This window comes from Pseudomonas mucidolens (assembly GCF_900106045.1).
Taxonomy (GTDB): Bacteria; Pseudomonadota; Gammaproteobacteria; order Pseudomonadales; family Pseudomonadaceae; genus Aquipseudomonas; species Aquipseudomonas mucidolens.
On the sequence record NZ_LT629802.1, the window covers coordinates 4838728 to 4854585 of the forward strand.

The following is a 15858-nucleotide window of genomic DNA, read 5'->3' on the forward strand; positions in this document are numbered from 1 at the left end:
CCGAGGCGCGCATTCTACAGCAGCCTCTGTTGCTGTCAAGCGGTTATTTTAAGAAGTTTTCAAAGTTTCCTCTGCAACTTCAACCACTTGCGCTTCCGATCTCTCGTTAGCGGGAGGCGAATTCTACAGCGTTACACGCTGCTGTCAACACCTCTTTTTTACCGCTTTCGACCGAGAAGATCGAACCGTTGGTAGAGCCGTACAACCTTGCTCCAGCAACTTCTTCCAGGCTTCGATGATCTGAAGCAGGCCGCTGTCGAACTCCGCATAACTCTTTGTTTACCAAGGGGTTTTCCGTTTCGACTGCGCCGGAAGTGGGGCGAATTATAGACAGATATAATTCCCCGTCAACCGTTAATTTCAGATTCCAATCAATTAGTTAGCAATGGCTAAAGAGTAACCAGGACGTCTCCTATATAGACCCACGACATGGCGCCTACTCTTCTATATAGGAGAACTGGGCTAGATGACCCCCGCCGCCTTCAACGCGGCGACATTCGCCGCCTCCATCCCCAATATTTGCTGGAGCACCTTCGCCGTATGCTCACCCAGCAAGGGAGGAGCACTCCGATACTCGACCGGCGTTTTGGAAAGGCGAATAGGGCTGGCCACCTGCGGGACCATTCCTCCTAGCGCATGGGGCAACTCAATAGCCAGCCCCCGCGCCTGCACCTGGGGATCTGCAAATACCTGTGCCAAATCATTGATCGGCCCACACGGCACTCCAACCTGCTCGAGCTGGGTCACCCACTCGGTTGTCGTCTTGAATACCGTGGCCTGACGAATCAAAGGAATAAGGACCGCTCGATTCGCTACCCGCAGCTTGTTAGTAGCGAATCGCGGATCATCCGACCACTGCGGCTGTCCTGCGACCTGGGCAAACTTGCGAAACTGCCCGTCATTACCAACGGTCAAAATGAAATCGCCATCAGCCGTAGGAAAATCCTGATACGGCACAATATTCGGATGGGCGTTACCCAACCGCTTGGGCGACACCCCCGTGGTCAGGTAATTCATGGCCTGATTGGCCAGACAGGCCACCTGCACATCCAACAACGCCATATCGATATGCTGCCCCCCGCCATCATGATCGCGGTGAGCCAACGCCGCCAAAATCGCTACGGTGGAGTAGAGTCCAGTCAAGATATCGGTCAGCGCGACCCCCACCTTGACCGGCCCTTCACCCTCATCACCCTCGGGACGCCCCGTCAAACTCATGAGTCCGCCCAGCCCCTGAATCATAAAGTCATATCCCGGACGCCCAGCATAAGGACCTGTCTGGCCAAACCCGGTGATAGAACAGTAGATCAGTTCAGGATTGAGCTCTTTGAGCGACTCATAATCCAGACCGTAAGCCGCCAGCCCACCTACCTTGAAATTCTCAATCAGGATGTCCGACTTTGCCGCCAAGTCGCGAACCAGCGACTGCCCTTCCGGCCGCGTGAAGTCGATGGTCACTGACTCTTTATTGCGATTGGCCGATAAATAGTACGAAGCTTCGCTGGTGTTTTCGCCCGAGGCATCCTTTAGAAAGGGCGGGCCCCAGGCACGCGTGTCGTCACCATTCCCAGGTCGCTCGACCTTGATCACTTCAGCCCCGAGATCAGCGAGGATTTGCCCGGCCCAGGGACCGGCCAATACACGTGACAGATCCAGTACCCGCAGGTGCGATAGCGCGCCCATGGTCGCCCTCCTATTAATAGAACGCTTGAATACCGGTTTGCGCACGACCCAGGATCAGCGCATGCACATCGTGGGTACCCTCATAGGTATTCACCACTTCCAGATTGACCAAGTGGCGGGCAACCCCGAATTCATCGGAGATACCATTACCACCGAGCATGTCACGCGCCATGCGCGCAATATCCAGGGACTTGCCACACGAATTACGCTTCATGATCGAGGTGATCTCTACCGCCGCCGTACCTTCATCCTTCATCCGCCCAAGACGCAAGCAGCCTTGCAGGGCAAGCGTGATCTCAGTCTGCATATCCGCCAGCTTCTTCTGGATCAGTTGCGTGGCCGCCAGCGGGCGACCGAACTGCTGACGATCCAGGGTGTACTGGCGCGCCGTGTGCCAGCAAAACTCCGCGGCCCCCAATGCGCCCCAGGAGATCCCGTAGCGTGCCGAGTTCAAACAGGTGAACGGACCTTTCAAACCTCGCACATCGGGAAAGATGTTTTCTTCAGGCACGAACACGTTATCCATGACGATTTCGCCGGTGATAGAAGCGCGCAGACCGACCTTGCCGTGGATCGCCGGCGCACTGAGGCCTTTCCAGCCCTTTTCCAGGACAAAACCGCGAATATCGCCGGCATCGTCCTTCCCCCAGACCACAAATACATCGGCAATCGGGCTGTTGGTGATCCACATCTTGCTGCCAGTAAGGCTGTAGCCACCGTCCACCTTGCGCGCACGCGTGATCATCGCGCCTGGGTCAGAACCATGGTTTGGCTCGGTCAGACCAAAACAACCAATCCACTCGCCGGAGGCCAGCTTGGGCAAATATTTCTGCTTTTGGGCTTCGGTGCCAAATTCATTGATAGGCACCATGACCAAGGATGACTGCACGCTCATCATCGAACGATAGCCAGAGTCGACACGCTCGACTTCACGAGCAATCAGCCCATAACTGACATAGTTCAGACCACTTCCGCCGTACTGCTCCGGAATCATGGCACCCAGCAGGCCGGTTTCACCCATTTCACGGAAAATCGCAGGATCGGTCTTTTCATGGCGGAAGGCTTCAAGCACACGCGGCGCCAGCTTGTCCTGGGCAAATTGCTCGGCACTGTCGCGCACCATGCGTTCTTCTTCAGTGAGCTGTTGATCCAGCAGCAGCGGATCGATCCAGTTGAAGCTTGCCTTGCCACCCATGAGTGAGTCCTCGCGAAGAAAATCAAAAGTCGTGGGTGGAGCCTAGGCCGGACAGGCGAGGAGGGCAAACGAGGTTTTTGCATAGCCTTGTGCTAATTTCTCACTTCGTGAAGATTTAAAAGGGCATTTTTGCCTTTTATTAGTGAGGGTACGGTACATGCGCAGGAAAATCCCCAGCACCACGGCCCTGGTCAGCTTTGAAGCCGCCGCCCGTCACGAGAGCTTTACCAAGGCGGCGCAGGAGCTTTCCATTACCCAGGGCGCCATATGCCGACAGATCGCCAGCCTTGAAGAGTTTTTGAGTGTCGAGCTGTTTCGACGCTCACGCCGCGGCGTCAAACTGACTGAAGCCGGACTTTCCTACAGTCGCAGGGTCGCGGCGCAGCTGGACGCCGTTGAACGTGACACGCTATCGGTGATGGGCCAGCAGGGCGCCAACGTCATCGAACTGGCGGTGGTGCCCACATTTGGTACTCAATGGCTGATTCCACGTCTCAGGGATTTCCAGCAACAACATCCCGAAGTCACGGTAAACCTGACCAACCGCACGCGCCCGTTCCTGTTTGCCGACACCGAGTTCGATGCAGCGATCTATTTCGGGGATGCCGACTGGTCAGGTACCGAATCCCACCGATTAATGGGAGAAAACCCACTCCCGGTATGTAGCCCGCGATTACTTGAGAACCGGCCGCACTTCAGCGCAGAAGAAATTGCCGAGCTACCGCTACTTCAACAAACCACTCGCCCCTACGCGTGGCGCCAATGGTTCAGCGCCCAGCACCTGAACATCCCTCGCGACATGACAGGCCCACGCTACGAGCTATTCTCCATGTTGTCGCAAGCGGCCATGCATGACATGGGCATTGCGCTGATTCCGCCGTTCCTGATTCAAAAAGAGCTGAACGACAAACAACTGGTGATCGCCAATCCACAAACATTAAGCAGCACCAAGGCGTATTACCTGATGATCCCCGAGCGAAAAGTCGAATCCGCGTCTTTGCACGCATTCAGAGACTGGCTGATCGACCAGTCACACCGCTACACCCTACACTTTTAAAGGGTTCGCGTGATTTGCTGACCCTGTAGTCAACTAATATCAGGCCCTACAGATATACGTATTTGTCGCAATTATGCAGACTGTACCTATCTGGCAGAAAACCTCCTCCAAGCCATGAGCTATAAGGCTTCCAGCGACAATCACGGTTCCATAACCGACCATTCATATCAGCGATGGGAAAAAATCATTTTTTTTTGTGATACTCATAATTTATTGTATTTAAACGGTTAATTCTCAGTGAATGCGACAATCAGTCACAGGATGACTTGTAGTTAATTTTTCGTCACCCGTCATAATCCCTTGAAGGTCGTAAAGTTCGCCTGCAAAATGCCGCGCCCCGCTGTCATTTAAGCGGGATCGTGCTGATCGGCCGCCCCAGATGTGCCACTCACGGTGCACTGGCCTTTTTACAAAAATCAAAAGCAAAAAGATCATGCAGGAGATTTGACGTGCACATTGGTGTTCCTCTCGAAACCCAGACCGGTGAAACGCGGGTTGCTGCAACCCCGGAAACCATCAAGAAGCTGATCGGCCAGGGCCATAAGGTCACTGTACAAAGCGGGGCTGGCATTAATGCCAGCGTCGTCGACAGTGCTTATGAAACGGCGGGCGCAACCATTGGCAGTGCCAGCGACGCGTTCGGTGCCGAATTGATTCTCAAGGTGGTCGCGCCCAGCGATAGCGAACTGACGCTGATTAAAAGCGGCACCGTGTTGGTGGGCATGCTCAATCCGTTCAGTAACGAAACCATCACCAGACTGGCCGAACACGGCATCACCGCCTTTGCCCTTGAAGCCGCGCCGCGCACCTCCCGTGCACAAAGCCTGGACGTGTTGTCCTCCCAGGCCAACATCGCGGGCTACAAGGCGGTGCTGTTGGCCGCCCATCACTATCCACGCTTCATGCCGATGCTGATGACCGCCGCAGGTACCGTGAAAGCGGCGCGCGTGCTGATCCTCGGGGCCGGCGTCGCGGGCCTGCAGGCGATCGCCACGGCCAAACGCCTGGGTGCGGTGATCGAAGCCTCCGACGTGCGTCCGGCGGTGAAGGAACAAATCGAATCCCTGGGTGCGAAGTTCGTCGATGTGCCATACGAGACCGATGAGGAACGCGAATGCGCCGTCGGCGTCGGCGGCTACGCGCGCCCCATGCCCAGCAGTTGGATGCAGCGCCAGGCGCTGGCCGTGCACGAGCGCGCCAAACAAGCCGACATCGTCATCACCACCGCACTGATTCCCGGGCGCAAGGCACCAACACTGCTGAGCGCCGAGACCGTCGCGCAGATGAAACCTGGCTCGGTGGTCATCGACCTCGCCGCAGCCCAGGGCGGCAACTGCCCGCTGACCGTCGCTGACCAGGTGGTGGTGGAGAATGGCGTGACCATTTGCGGCCCTACCAACCTGGCCGGAGCCGTCGCGGCCGATGCCTCGGCTCTTTATGCGCGCAACCTGCTGGACTTCCTGAAACTGGTGTTCACCAAGGAAGGGCAGTTTGAAATCAACCTCGAAGACGACATCGTCGCCGCGTGCTTGATGTGCCGCGACGGCCAAGTCATCCGCAAAAACGCCTAAGCAGGGATTCAGACGATGGAAGAGCTTATCTCCCCCGGTATCTACAACCTGATCATCTTCGTGCTGGCGATTTATGTCGGTTACCACGTGGTCTGGAACGTCACCCCCGCGCTGCACACGCCATTGATGGCGGTGACCAACGCGATTTCGGCGATTGTCATCGTTGGCGCCATGCTCGCTGCCGCGCTGACCGTCACGCCGCTGGGCAAGACTATGGGCACGCTGGCCGTAGCCCTGGCCGCAGTAAACGTATTCGGCGGCTTCCTGGTGACTCGCCGCATGCTTGAGATGTTCAAGAAAAAAGCCCCGAAAGCCGTAAAAGAAGAGGCGCCCAAGTAATGAGCATGAACCTTGTCACGACGCTCTACCTGATCGCGTCGATCTGCTTTATCCAGGCCCTCAAAGGCCTGTCGCACCCGACCACGTCCCGGCGCGGCAACCTGTTTGGCATGCTTGGCATGGCATTGGCGGTGCTCACCACCGTCGGCCTGATTTATAAGCTCGGCGCAGAACTTGCCACCGCCGGCATCGGCTATGTGATCGTTGGCCTGCTGATCGGCGGCACCGCCGGCTCGATCATGGCCAAACGCGTAGAAATGACCAAGATGCCAGAGCTGGTGGCCTTCATGCACAGCATGATCGGTCTTGCCGCGGTGTTTATCGCCATCGCGGCGGTGGTCGAGCCGCAATCCCTGGGCATCGTCAAACTGCTGGGAGATCCGATTCCCGCGGGCAACCGCCTGGAGCTGTTCCTCGGTGCCGCCATCGGTGCCATCACCTTCTCCGGCTCGGTCATCGCCTTCGGCAAACTTTCGGGCAAGTACAAGTTCCGCCTGTTCCAGGGCGCACCGGTACAGTTCGGCGGCCAGCACAAGCTGAACCTGGTGCTGGGCCTGGCCACTCTGGGCCTGGGCCTGGTGTTCATGTTCACCGGCAACCTCAGCGCCTTCGCGCTGATGCTGGCGCTGGCGTTCGTGCTCGGCGTGCTGATCATCATCCCGATTGGCGGCGCCGACATGCCGGTGGTGGTCTCGATGCTCAACAGCTATTCGGGCTGGGCGGCGGCCGGTATCGGCTTCTCGTTGAACAACTCGATGCTGATCATCGCCGGCTCCCTGGTGGGCTCGAGCGGCGCGATTCTCTCGTACATCATGTGCAAGGCGATGAACCGCTCCTTCTTTAATGTATTGCTGGGTGGTTTCGGCAATACCGCGGAGGCTGTCGGTCCGGCGGGCTCGAAAGAAGCCCGTCCGGTAAAATCCGGTTCGGCTGACGACGCGACCTTCCTGCTGACCAACGCCGACACCGTGATTATCGTTCCCGGCTACGGCCTGGCGGTTGCACGGGCACAGCACGCGCTGAAAGAGCTGACCGAGAAGCTGACGCATCACGGCGTAACCGTGAAGTACGCGATCCACCCGGTGGCCGGTCGCATGCCTGGGCATATGAACGTGTTGCTGGCCGAGGCAGAAGTGCCTTACGACCAAGTGTTCGAGATGGAGGACATCAACTCCGAGTTCGGCCAAGCCGACGTGGTGCTGGTGCTCGGCGCCAACGACGTGGTCAACCCCGCCGCGAAGAACGATCCAAAGTCGCCGATTGCCGGCATGCCGATCCTCGAAGCGTTCAAGGCCAAGACCATCATCGTCAACAAGCGTTCGATGGCCAGTGGTTATGCCGGCCTGGATAACGAATTGTTCTACCTGGACAAGACCATGATGGTCTTCGGCGACGCCAAGAAAGTCATCGAAGATATGGTCAAGGCCGTCGAATAAACACTGCTCCAGCGCAATACCCCAAACCCCGGCCTGCAGTAGGCTGGGGTTTTTTATTAACGGATAAAACCCGACCAAAGGCTCTAAATCGCTGCCTGGCATTCGACCATGGTAGCGGGACGAAATCTTTTCAAATCACTAGACTGCCCACCTTGCTTCCGTTGCCCGAGATAACCATCCATGTACCGTGATCGTATCCGCTTGCCTTCGCTGTTGAACAAGGTCATGAGCGCCGCCGAGGCTGCCGCCCTGATCGAGGACGGCATGACCGTCGGCATGAGCGGCTTTACCCGCGCCGGTGAAGCCAAGGCCGTGCCCCACGCCCTGGCCGAACGCGCCAAGACCTCGCCGTTGAAAATCACCTTGATGACCGGCGCCAGCCTGGGCAACGACCTGGACAAACAACTCACTGAGGCCGGCGTGCTGTCGCGGCGTATGCCGTTTCAGGTGGACAGCACCTTACGCAAGGCCATCAATGCCGGCGACGTCATGTTCATCGATCAGCACCTGTCGGAAACCGTCGAGCAGTTGCGCAATAATCAGCTCAAGTTGCCGGACATTGCCGTGATCGAGGCCGTGGCCATTACCGAGCAAGGCCATATTGTACCGACCACCTCGGTGGGCAACTCGGCCAGCTTCGCGATTTTCGCCAAGCAGGTGATCGTTGAGATCAATCTGGCGCACAACCCGAACCTGGAAGGCCTGCACGACATTTATATCCCGACCTACCGGCCAACGCGTACGCCGATCCCGCTGGTCAAGGTCGACGATCGTATCGGCAGCACCGCAATCCCGATCCCGCCGGAGAAAATCGTCGCCATCGTCATCACCAATCAGGCCGATTCCGCCTCCACCGTCACCCCACCCGACAGCGATACCCAGTGGATCGCCAATCATTTGATCAACTTCCTCAAGCAGGAAGTTGACGCAGGCCGCATGACCAACAAGCTCGGCCCCCTGCAGGCGGGTATCGGCAATATTGCCAACGCAGTGATGTGCGGCCTGATCGAGTCACCTTTCGAAGACCTGAGCATGTACTCCGAAGTGCTCCAGGACTCGACGTTTGACCTGATCGACGCGGGCAAGCTGAGCTTCGCCTCCGGCAGCTCAATCACCTTGTCGGAACGGCGCAATGCCGACGTATTCGGCAACCTGGAACGCTACAAGGACAAACTCGTGCTGCGCCCACAGGAAATCTCCAACCACCCCGAAGTGGTACGGCGCCTGGGCATCATCGGCATCAACACCGCGCTGGAGTTCGACATCTACGGCAACGTCAACTCCACCCACATTTGCGGTACGCGGATGATGAACGGCATCGGCGGTTCGGGGGATTTCGCTCGGAATGCACACTTGGCGATCTTTGTGACCAAGTCGATTGCCAAGGGCGGGGCGATTTCCAGCGTGGTACCGATGGTCAGCCATGTCGACCACACTGAACATGACGTCGACATCCTGGTGACCGAAGTGGGCCTGGCCGACCTGCGCGGCCTGGCCCCACGGGAGCGGGCACGCGTGATCATCGACAACTGCGTGCACCCGGACTATCGCGACGCGCTGAACGGCTACTTCACAGCAGCCTGCGCAATAGGCGGCCACACGCCACACATCCTGCGCGATGCCCTGAGTTGGCATATCAATCTGGAAGAAACCGGACATATGCTCAAGGCGTAATTGAAACAGAACCCGGCGGATGCCAATACAGTGGTATCCGCCTTGCCACGCCGACTCACCCCATGACAAAAACTGTACTGCTGTACCGGTCATTTCCTACAGAAACACCTTACTCAACCCCGCGAAAACACCTAAAACGCACCATTTAAGTGCCGACAGGTACGGTTTGTCCATTTTAGGACAGTACAGCCGCTATAAACAGTTAACTGGCCCCTCACAATACAGGTGAACTGTATCTAGAGAGTCTTGCGCCGGAGGAGGATCATTGGCATCAGTTAAACCACTACCTAATCCCGCCACAAGCGGAAGGATGTCATCATGGAACGTACACTCAGTTCCGAACTGTTCTTCGAAGAAAAAGCTGTAAACACCCAGGCTTCCCTGCCTCTGCGCGTTCTCGCCAACCTGATGTTGTGGCAGCGCCGCATCTCCAGCCGCCATCAACTGGCTCGTCTGGACTCGCGTCTGCTGGCTGATGCCGGGATTAGCGAAGCTCAACGCTACGAAGAGCTGAGCAAGCCGTTCTGGCGCTGATTTAGCGCTTGCTGGCCCTGACCTGCCGGGTCCAACGCCAGCACCCCGAATTGTTATAGCAAAACCCGCTCCGGGTAACCGGATGCGGGTTTTGTTGTATCTGGGCATTGAAAAAACAAGATGACTCGCGTGGCCAGCTTCTCGACAAGTACAATTTTAAAAAAGACGAATCAAACAAGTACAGTTTCCTTGCGAACTGTTTTCGCTCCAGCTGAGCGCCAAAGAACAACTTCCGACCTTTAGCTACCCGAACCGACAAGTGCCAGCTAATATCCTGTCATCATGTGGCGAACCCTGTAGAACGCGCGTCTGATGCCAATAGCAACAACGTCCCGCTCACAGAGGCGGCTGTGCGCCACCTTCTTCTTCATACTCAGGAGTCATCCCATGTCCCGTCTACGCCTGCTAAGCGCTGCTGCCTTATTGACCCTGGCTGCCAACGCGAGTGCCTCGAGCTTCATCATGACCACCGACTCGATCGTCGGCGCGTTGAAAGCCACATCTGACGCCTCCTCTGATGCCACATCGTCCCTGCGCGACAATAAAGTCGTGCGCGCTGCCCGTGACGACGCTGCCAGCTTCGTTGCCAGCGAAGGCGCGATTCGCGGTGTGAAACTGGAAAGCGCGCTGGCGCAGATCCGCCAACAAGCGCCGCAACTGAACACCGCTACTGACGCTCAGTTGGCCCAGGCAATCCTGGCTATCTGATCGCAGACAGAGAATCGGGGAGCGCCCGCCGCTCCCCGAAGCCTCGGCGCTGGCTCTCGTACGGGCATTGCGCTAGCCTTGGCGCTCGTTTTCAATTGTCGAGTCCCATGGCTTTTTTATACCGTTTGTTGATTGCTCCCGCGTTGTTTGCGGTGTGCTGGCCGGGTTCGGCGCAAGCCTTTGACCTGTCGACCCAAAGCGTCGTAGTCAGCGCTTACGCCACCAGCAAAGTCAGCTCCGCTCCGTTCGACCGTAAACGGATCCTGGCGGCCCAGGATGACGCTGCCGCGTTCATTGCCACTGAAGGTCAATGGCGGGGCGCCCGGCTGGAGTCGGCACTGAATTATTTGCGTGCACGCCAACCAAAACTTAAGTCCAGTGACCTTGAACTGGCCGAAGCAATTCTCGTCCAATAACCATCTTTGTTTTTCGGAGTCATCCCATGCGTAGCCCGCTGATCGCTGCCGCTCTCGGCTTGGTGTTGTTGGCTGATGTCGCCCAGGCGCAAACCCTGGTGGCCACCAGTAACATCATCGTTCGTGCCTTTGGCCGCACCATTGATTTCACTTCAGATACCACCACCTCCATCCGCGACTCCAAAGTCGTGCGTGAAGCCCACGATGACGCGGCCAGCTTCGTCGCCACCGATGGCACCCTTCGCGGCGCTCGCCTGGAAGCTGCTTTCGATACCCTGCGAACTCGCGTGCCAGAAGCCCGCGACGCCAGCGATCAGGTACTTGCAGAAGCCATCCTCGCATTGTGAGGCGTTTCGCTGCCTGGTCACTGGCCGCAAGCGTGCTGCTGTTTGGCGGCACCGCTCAGGCCGAGCTGCAATTGAGGCTCAAGACCGACGGCTTGAGCCGCGCCGAACAACAGGCCAGCCAAACGCTGCTCGATGAAGCCATGCAGGCCCTGCCGCCACGCTTTATTGCGCAACTCGACCGGCGGATTGACGTCAGCTGGAGCGACGATATGCCAGGCAATGCCTATGGACAGGCTTCGCTGGTCTCTGAACTGAACCTCAATCATAAATTGCTGGCCAGCCTGACTGACGGCAGCGCCGCCACCCGCAAAACTCATCGCCCCCACGGCACCGTGCGCCAGGAACTGCTCGCCACCGTGCTGCATGAGCTGACCCATATCTATGACCGTGCGCGCCTGTGGCCAACTGCCGAGCGCTCGCTGATCCGTCGCTGCAGTCGCCAGAACAACGTCACCGGGTTGATTGGCTTGCCCGATCAATGCCGTGGCCAGAACGACCGCCGCTTTACCCTCAGTGATGATCCACGCTTGCTGGACCTGGCCGGCTGGCCGCAGTACGTCGGTCGTCGCGGCGCGCGTGAGCAACACAACCGACAAGCGGCTCGCAGTCCAGACCTTTACGAGATCACCAATCCCAAGGAATTCGTCGCGGTCAACATGGAGTACTTCCTCCTCGACCCAAGCTACGCCTGCCGTCGACCCGCGTTGTATCGGTATTACAAGGAACATTTCGGTTGGGCGCCGCCGGTCAAGGACACCTGCGCGAAAACGTTCGCCTTCCTCAACGCTGGCAACGATTTTGCCAAGACGCCATTGGGCCAGGTCGATCCTGAACGGGTCTACGCCATCGATTACCTGTTGGCCGAAGCCAATCAGAACCTGGTGAGCCGCTGGGGCCACAGCATGCTGCGCCTGGTGATTTGCGCGCCTGGTCGGCCGCGCGGTCCGGATTGCCGCCTGGATCTGGACCAGCACCTGGTGCTGTCCTACCGCGCGTTCGTCGGCGACGTACAGTTGTCGAGTTGGGACGGGCTGGTGGGCAAGTACCCATCGCGGCTGTTCATATTGCCTTTGGCCCAAGTCATCGACGAATACACCAAGACTGAACTGCGCGGCCTGGCATCCGTACCGCTGATCCTCACGCGCCAGGAGATCAATGACACCGTCGAGCATGCTGCCGAAATGCACTGGAGCTACGACGGCAATTACTACTTCCTGTCCAACAACTGTGCAGTGGAAGGCCTGAAACTGTTACGCAGCGGCAGCGCCAATCCGCGCTTGACCGCTCTGGACAACATCACCCCCAACGGTTTGCTGGAGGTCCTCGCGGCCCGGGGCCTGGCCGACACCAGCGTACTCGACGACCGTCGGGAGGCCTTGCGTCTGGGCTACCATTTCGACTCCTTCCGCGAGCGCTACCAGGCGATGTTCGAGGTCTTGAGGAAGCGTTTGCCGATCAAGCAAACCCAGGTCGAAGATTGGCTGGCGTTGAGCGCCGAGCAACGTCGTCCCTGGTTCGCCCAGGCTGATTTGCGCACCAGCGCCGCGTTATTGCTCCTGGAACAGGCCAGCTTTCGCAAACAGCTGATGCTCGCCCAAGACGAGGTCAAGCAACGCTACCTCGGTGCCCGGGAACTGAAGAACGGCGGAATGGACAAGGCAAATGCGACCTTGCAGCAGATCCTCGCCAACAGCGGCTTCCTCAGTCGCCCGGCGGAACTGCTCGACAGCAGCGGTTATGGTTTGCCGCAGCCCAAGGAATGGCAGCGGCTGGAATCGCAAAGCGCTGTGCGCCAGAAACAACTGCAATCGCTGACCGGCGAGCTGGATAAAGAGGTGAGGGCGCTGCTCGAGCCTTCACGCGCGGCCGAGATTGCTGCCTGCGAGGCCAACCTCAAACAAGTCGGCGAACATCTGCGGGCATTGCACAAGGCCGCCGGCGGCCTGCAACTTCCCTGAAAAACGCGCCTGGCAACTTCCTCGCCGGTAGCGTCTTGAATCACGCCTGGCAAGCGTAAGCACCGGGCCCTTCCGTAGCAGCTGTCGAGCCCTGGCGAGGCTGCGTCACACACCGCCAACGCCGCCTCGCCAGGGCTCGACAGCTGCTACCGGTTAACTTATGCAGCGAAAGCTGGCTGAAAGCTTGCGCGATTAGGATCGCCTTCACTACCGGCGACAGACCGGTTGGCCACCCTGAGTGTTTCAGCGCTCTGGGGCCCAATTTACAACAACAATGGTGATTCTGATGTTTGCACGTACCCGCCTGTCTATCTCGACTCCCCCCGTACGCCTCGCGTTTTTCGTTCTGCGCTGACCGTCCCCCGGTTCGCCATTCCCTAGTCGCGCTACGCCTGGAGTATTCCTATGCTGACTTTCCTTGGCTTTGCCATGGTCATCACGTTCATGTTCCTGATCATGACCAAGCGCCTGTCCGCGCTGATTGCCTTGATCATTATCCCAATCCTGTTCGCGCTGTTCGGTGGTTTTGCGCCGAAGATCGGTCCGATGATGCTCGAGGGCATCACCAAGCTGGCGCCGACTGGCGTGATGTTGATGTTCGCCATCTTGTATTTTGCCCTGATGATCGACTCCGGCCTGTTCGACCCGGCCGTGCGCAAGATCCTCAAGCTGGTCAAGGGTGACCCGCTGAAAGTCTCGGTCGGCACCGCTGTGCTGGCGCTGGTGGTGTCGCTGGACGGTGACGGCGCCACCACTTACATGATCTGCGTGGCCGCCATGTTGCCGCTGTACAAACGCATTGGCATGAGCCCACGGATCATGGCCGGCCTGATCATCCTTGCCGGCGGCGTGATGAACATGACCCCGTGGGGCGGTCCAACCGCACGTGCCGCCAGTGCGCTGCACGTGGACCCTTCGGATATTTTCGTACCGATGATCCCCGCCATGCTCGCTGGTGTCCTGGCGATCCTGGTGATTTCCTATATGTACGGCAAACGTGAACGCGCACGTCTGGGCGAATTGCATCTGCTGGGTGATGAGGTCGACCACAACGAAATCAGCGTCTCGCAATTTCCGGATGCTCGTCGCCCGAAACTGATCTGGTTCAACGGCTTCCTGACTCTGGCCCTGATGTGCACCCTGATTGCCGGCCTGCTGCCGTTGCCGGTGCTGTTCATGGTGGCGTTCAGTATCGCGATGATCGTGAACTACCCGTGCTTGCAACAACAGAAAGACCGCGTCGCCGCCCACGCTGGCAGCGTGCTGGCCGTGGTTGGCCTGATTTTCGCCGCCGGTATTTTCACCGGCATCCTGTCAGGTACCGGCATGGTCGATGCCATGTCCAAGAGCCTGCTGGCGGTCATCCCTGAAGCCTTGGGCCCGTACCTGGCGGTGATCACCGCGCTGGTAAGCATGCCGTTCACCTTCTTCATGTCCAACGATGCGTTCTACTACGGCGTACTGCCGGTACTGGCCGAAGCCGCCAGCCACTACGGCATTACCGCCGTGGAAATGGCCCGCGCCTCGATCGTCGGTCAACCCGTGCATTTGCTCAGCCCGCTGGTACCCTCGACTTACTTGCTGGTGGCCCTGGCCGGTATCGAATTCGGCGATCACCAACGCTTCACTCTGAAGTGGGCAGTGCTGGTATGCCTGTGCATAATGGTCGCCGCCTTGCTGATGGGGATTTTTCCGCTGTTCAGCGCTCTATAATCGTAACAACCCACTGCGCCGGCCTGACTGCCGGTGCGGTCTAACACTCGCTCAAAGGAATACACATGGAATGGCTGACCAATCCGGAAATCTGGATTGCCTTCTTCACCCTGACGGCCCTTGAGATCGTTCTGGGCATCGATAACATCATCATGATTTCGATCCTGGTCAGCCGCATGCCCAAGCATATGCAGGCGCGTACCCGGATTTTCGGCCTGGCCCTGGCCATGATCACGCGGATCCTGTTGCTGCTGTCGATCACCTGGGTCATGCAACTGACCGCAGACTTGTTCACCGTCGCCGGCCAAGGCATTTCCGGACGCGATCTGATCCTGTTCTTCGGCGGCCTGTTCCTGCTGTGGAAAAGCTCCCAGGAGATGTACCACGCCCTGGAAGGTGAAGACGAAACCCATGATGAGCCGACTGGCAAGGGTGGCAAGTTCATCTACACCATCATCCAGATCGCGATCATCGACATCGTGTTCTCCCTGGACTCGGTCATCACTGCCGTAGGTATGGTTTCCCACGTACCGGTCATGGTCGCCGCCATCGTCGTCGCCGTGCTGGTGATGATGCTCGCCGCGGGCACTATCAGCGAGTTCATCGACAAGCACCCGTCGCTGAAAATGCTCGCACTGTCGTTCCTGCTGGTCGTAGGTACGGTGCTGATCGCCGAATCCTTCGATGTTCACGTGCCAAAAGGCTACGTCTACTTCGCCATGGCGTTCTCGCTGGCGGTAGAGGCCATCAATATCAAGATGCGCACTGCCATCGCGAAGAAGAAAAAACAGCAAGATCCAGTGAAGCTGCGCAAGGACTTCCCGGGCCAATAACCCCGCAGTCCCGCTAGGAGCGAGGGCGACGCCTGATTCGCGCTCGTGCAGGACCTCAACGATGACGTGTGCTGTCTGATTCAACGCGTCGTCCTTGAGGTCTTCGCGAGTAAGCTCGCGCCTACACACGGCTCGGCTCAGGTGCACCTGTAGGAGCAAGCTTGCTCGCGAAGGTCGTTAACGATGACACGGGAAATCTGACACCCCGCGGCGTCTTCAGGTTTTTCGCGAGCAAGCTCGCTCCTACAGGGGTTTCTAGGGTCTGTAAAAATCCAGTTTGATGACCGTTTTGTTTCAAGCTATGCGATGCTGGCGCAAAGCCCATTCGCCAACTACAGCTTAAATACAAGACGTAGAGCGGCACGCGGTAACATTTCGTTGCTCCAGTGGAGCA

14 protein-coding genes are annotated in these 15858 nt (G+C 58.1%); 12 read left to right on the top strand and 2 right to left on the bottom strand.

What is annotated here, in order from left to right; translation table 11 throughout:
- Positions 1 to 462 precede the first annotated feature (462 nt).
- Both BLU75_RS22175 and BLU75_RS22180 read right to left on the bottom strand, forming a co-directional pair.
- Positions 463 to 1683, bottom strand: a complete 1221-nt coding sequence (locus BLU75_RS22175) for a CaiB/BaiF CoA transferase family protein (protein ID WP_084378478.1) — start codon at positions 1681 to 1683, stop codon at positions 463 to 465.
- Between the two features lie 13 nt (positions 1684 to 1696).
- Complete coding sequence (locus BLU75_RS22180; protein WP_084378477.1) at positions 1697 to 2878, bottom strand: acyl-CoA dehydrogenase; 1182 nt, start codon at positions 2876 to 2878, stop codon at positions 1697 to 1699.
- A gap of 157 nt (positions 2879 to 3035) precedes the next feature.
- On the opposite strand from BLU75_RS22180, the gene BLU75_RS22185 reads away from it, so the two are divergent.
- From BLU75_RS22185 to BLU75_RS22240, 12 genes are all read left to right on the top strand, one after another.
- Positions 3036 to 3935, top strand: a complete 900-nt coding sequence (locus tag BLU75_RS22185; RefSeq protein ID WP_084378476.1) for a LysR family transcriptional regulator — start codon at positions 3036 to 3038, stop codon at positions 3933 to 3935.
- A 449-nt stretch (positions 3936 to 4384) separates the two neighbouring features.
- Positions 4385 to 5506 carry a Re/Si-specific NAD(P)(+) transhydrogenase subunit alpha gene (locus BLU75_RS22190; RefSeq protein WP_084378475.1) on the top strand — a complete coding sequence of 374 codons (1122 nt, stop codon included), beginning with the start codon at positions 4385 to 4387 and terminating at the stop codon, positions 5504 to 5506.
- Between the two features lie 15 nt (positions 5507 to 5521).
- Positions 5522 to 5845 (top strand): NAD(P) transhydrogenase subunit alpha part 2, encoded by a 324-nt coding sequence (locus BLU75_RS22195; RefSeq protein WP_003187010.1) that lies wholly within the window; start codon positions 5522 to 5524, stop codon positions 5843 to 5845.
- On the top strand, positions 5845 to 7281 hold the full coding sequence (locus BLU75_RS22200) for an NAD(P)(+) transhydrogenase (Re/Si-specific) subunit beta (RefSeq protein WP_084378474.1): 1437 nt from the start codon (positions 5845 to 5847) through the stop codon (positions 7279 to 7281). The genes BLU75_RS22195 and BLU75_RS22200 overlap by 1 nt, the downstream gene beginning before the upstream one ends.
- A gap of 180 nt (positions 7282 to 7461) precedes the next feature.
- Entirely contained in the window at positions 7462 to 8955 is a 1494-nt protein-coding gene (locus BLU75_RS22205) for an acetyl-CoA hydrolase/transferase family protein (RefSeq protein ID WP_084378473.1), read from the top strand.
- Between the two features lie 318 nt (positions 8956 to 9273).
- Positions 9274 to 9489 (top strand): DUF1127 domain-containing protein, encoded by a 216-nt coding sequence (locus BLU75_RS22210; RefSeq protein WP_003187413.1) that lies wholly within the window; start codon positions 9274 to 9276, stop codon positions 9487 to 9489.
- 387 nt (positions 9490 to 9876) lie between these two features.
- The gene (locus BLU75_RS22215; protein WP_084378472.1) at positions 9877 to 10197 is read left to right on the top strand and encodes a DUF2388 domain-containing protein; all 321 of its coding nucleotides are present in this window, start codon (positions 9877 to 9879) and stop codon (positions 10195 to 10197) included.
- A 107-nt stretch (positions 10198 to 10304) separates the two neighbouring features.
- Positions 10305 to 10613: a DUF2388 domain-containing protein gene (locus BLU75_RS22220; protein WP_084378471.1), complete on the top strand. Its 309-nt coding sequence runs from the start codon at positions 10305 to 10307 to the stop codon at positions 10611 to 10613.
- Between the two features lie 26 nt (positions 10614 to 10639).
- A complete protein-coding gene (locus BLU75_RS22225; protein WP_084378470.1) occupies positions 10640 to 10960 on the top strand; it encodes a DUF2388 domain-containing protein in 321 nt (106 codons plus the stop codon).
- Entirely contained in the window at positions 10957 to 12918 is a 1962-nt protein-coding gene (locus BLU75_RS22230) for a DUF7844 domain-containing protein (protein WP_084378469.1), read from the top strand. Before BLU75_RS22225 ends, BLU75_RS22230 begins: the two co-directional genes overlap by 4 nt.
- A gap of 405 nt (positions 12919 to 13323) precedes the next feature.
- On the top strand, positions 13324 to 14631 hold the full coding sequence (locus tag BLU75_RS22235) for a CitMHS family transporter (protein ID WP_084378468.1): 1308 nt from the start codon (positions 13324 to 13326) through the stop codon (positions 14629 to 14631).
- Between the two features lie 65 nt (positions 14632 to 14696).
- Positions 14697 to 15464, top strand: a complete 768-nt coding sequence (locus tag BLU75_RS22240; RefSeq protein WP_084378467.1) for a TerC family protein — start codon at positions 14697 to 14699, stop codon at positions 15462 to 15464.
- Positions 15465 to 15858 lie beyond the last annotated feature (394 nt).

What these genes read in the sequence shown, in the direction of transcription:
- BLU75_RS22175 (WP_084378478.1), bottom strand. Translation starts at nt 1,683, where the DNA reads ATGGGCGCGCTATCGCACCTGCGGGTACTGGATCTGTCACGTGTATTG.
- BLU75_RS22180 (WP_084378477.1), bottom strand. Translation starts at nt 2,878, where the DNA reads ATGGGTGGCAAGGCAAGCTTCAACTGGATCGATCCGCTGCTGCTGGAT.
- BLU75_RS22185 (WP_084378476.1), top strand. Translation starts at nt 3,036, where the DNA reads ATGCGCAGGAAAATCCCCAGCACCACGGCCCTGGTCAGCTTTGAAGCC.
- BLU75_RS22195 (WP_003187010.1), top strand. Translation starts at nt 5,522, where the DNA reads ATGGAAGAGCTTATCTCCCCCGGTATCTACAACCTGATCATCTTCGTG.
- BLU75_RS22200 (WP_084378474.1), top strand. Translation starts at nt 5,845, where the DNA reads ATGAGCATGAACCTTGTCACGACGCTCTACCTGATCGCGTCGATCTGC.
- BLU75_RS22205 (WP_084378473.1), top strand. Translation starts at nt 7,462, where the DNA reads ATGTACCGTGATCGTATCCGCTTGCCTTCGCTGTTGAACAAGGTCATG.
- BLU75_RS22210 (WP_003187413.1), top strand. Translation starts at nt 9,274, where the DNA reads ATGGAACGTACACTCAGTTCCGAACTGTTCTTCGAAGAAAAAGCTGTA.
- BLU75_RS22215 (WP_084378472.1), top strand. Translation starts at nt 9,877, where the DNA reads ATGTCCCGTCTACGCCTGCTAAGCGCTGCTGCCTTATTGACCCTGGCT.
- BLU75_RS22220 (WP_084378471.1), top strand. Translation starts at nt 10,305, where the DNA reads ATGGCTTTTTTATACCGTTTGTTGATTGCTCCCGCGTTGTTTGCGGTG.
- BLU75_RS22225 (WP_084378470.1), top strand. Translation starts at nt 10,640, where the DNA reads ATGCGTAGCCCGCTGATCGCTGCCGCTCTCGGCTTGGTGTTGTTGGCT.
- BLU75_RS22235 (WP_084378468.1), top strand. Translation starts at nt 13,324, where the DNA reads ATGCTGACTTTCCTTGGCTTTGCCATGGTCATCACGTTCATGTTCCTG.
- BLU75_RS22240 (WP_084378467.1), top strand. Translation starts at nt 14,697, where the DNA reads ATGGAATGGCTGACCAATCCGGAAATCTGGATTGCCTTCTTCACCCTG.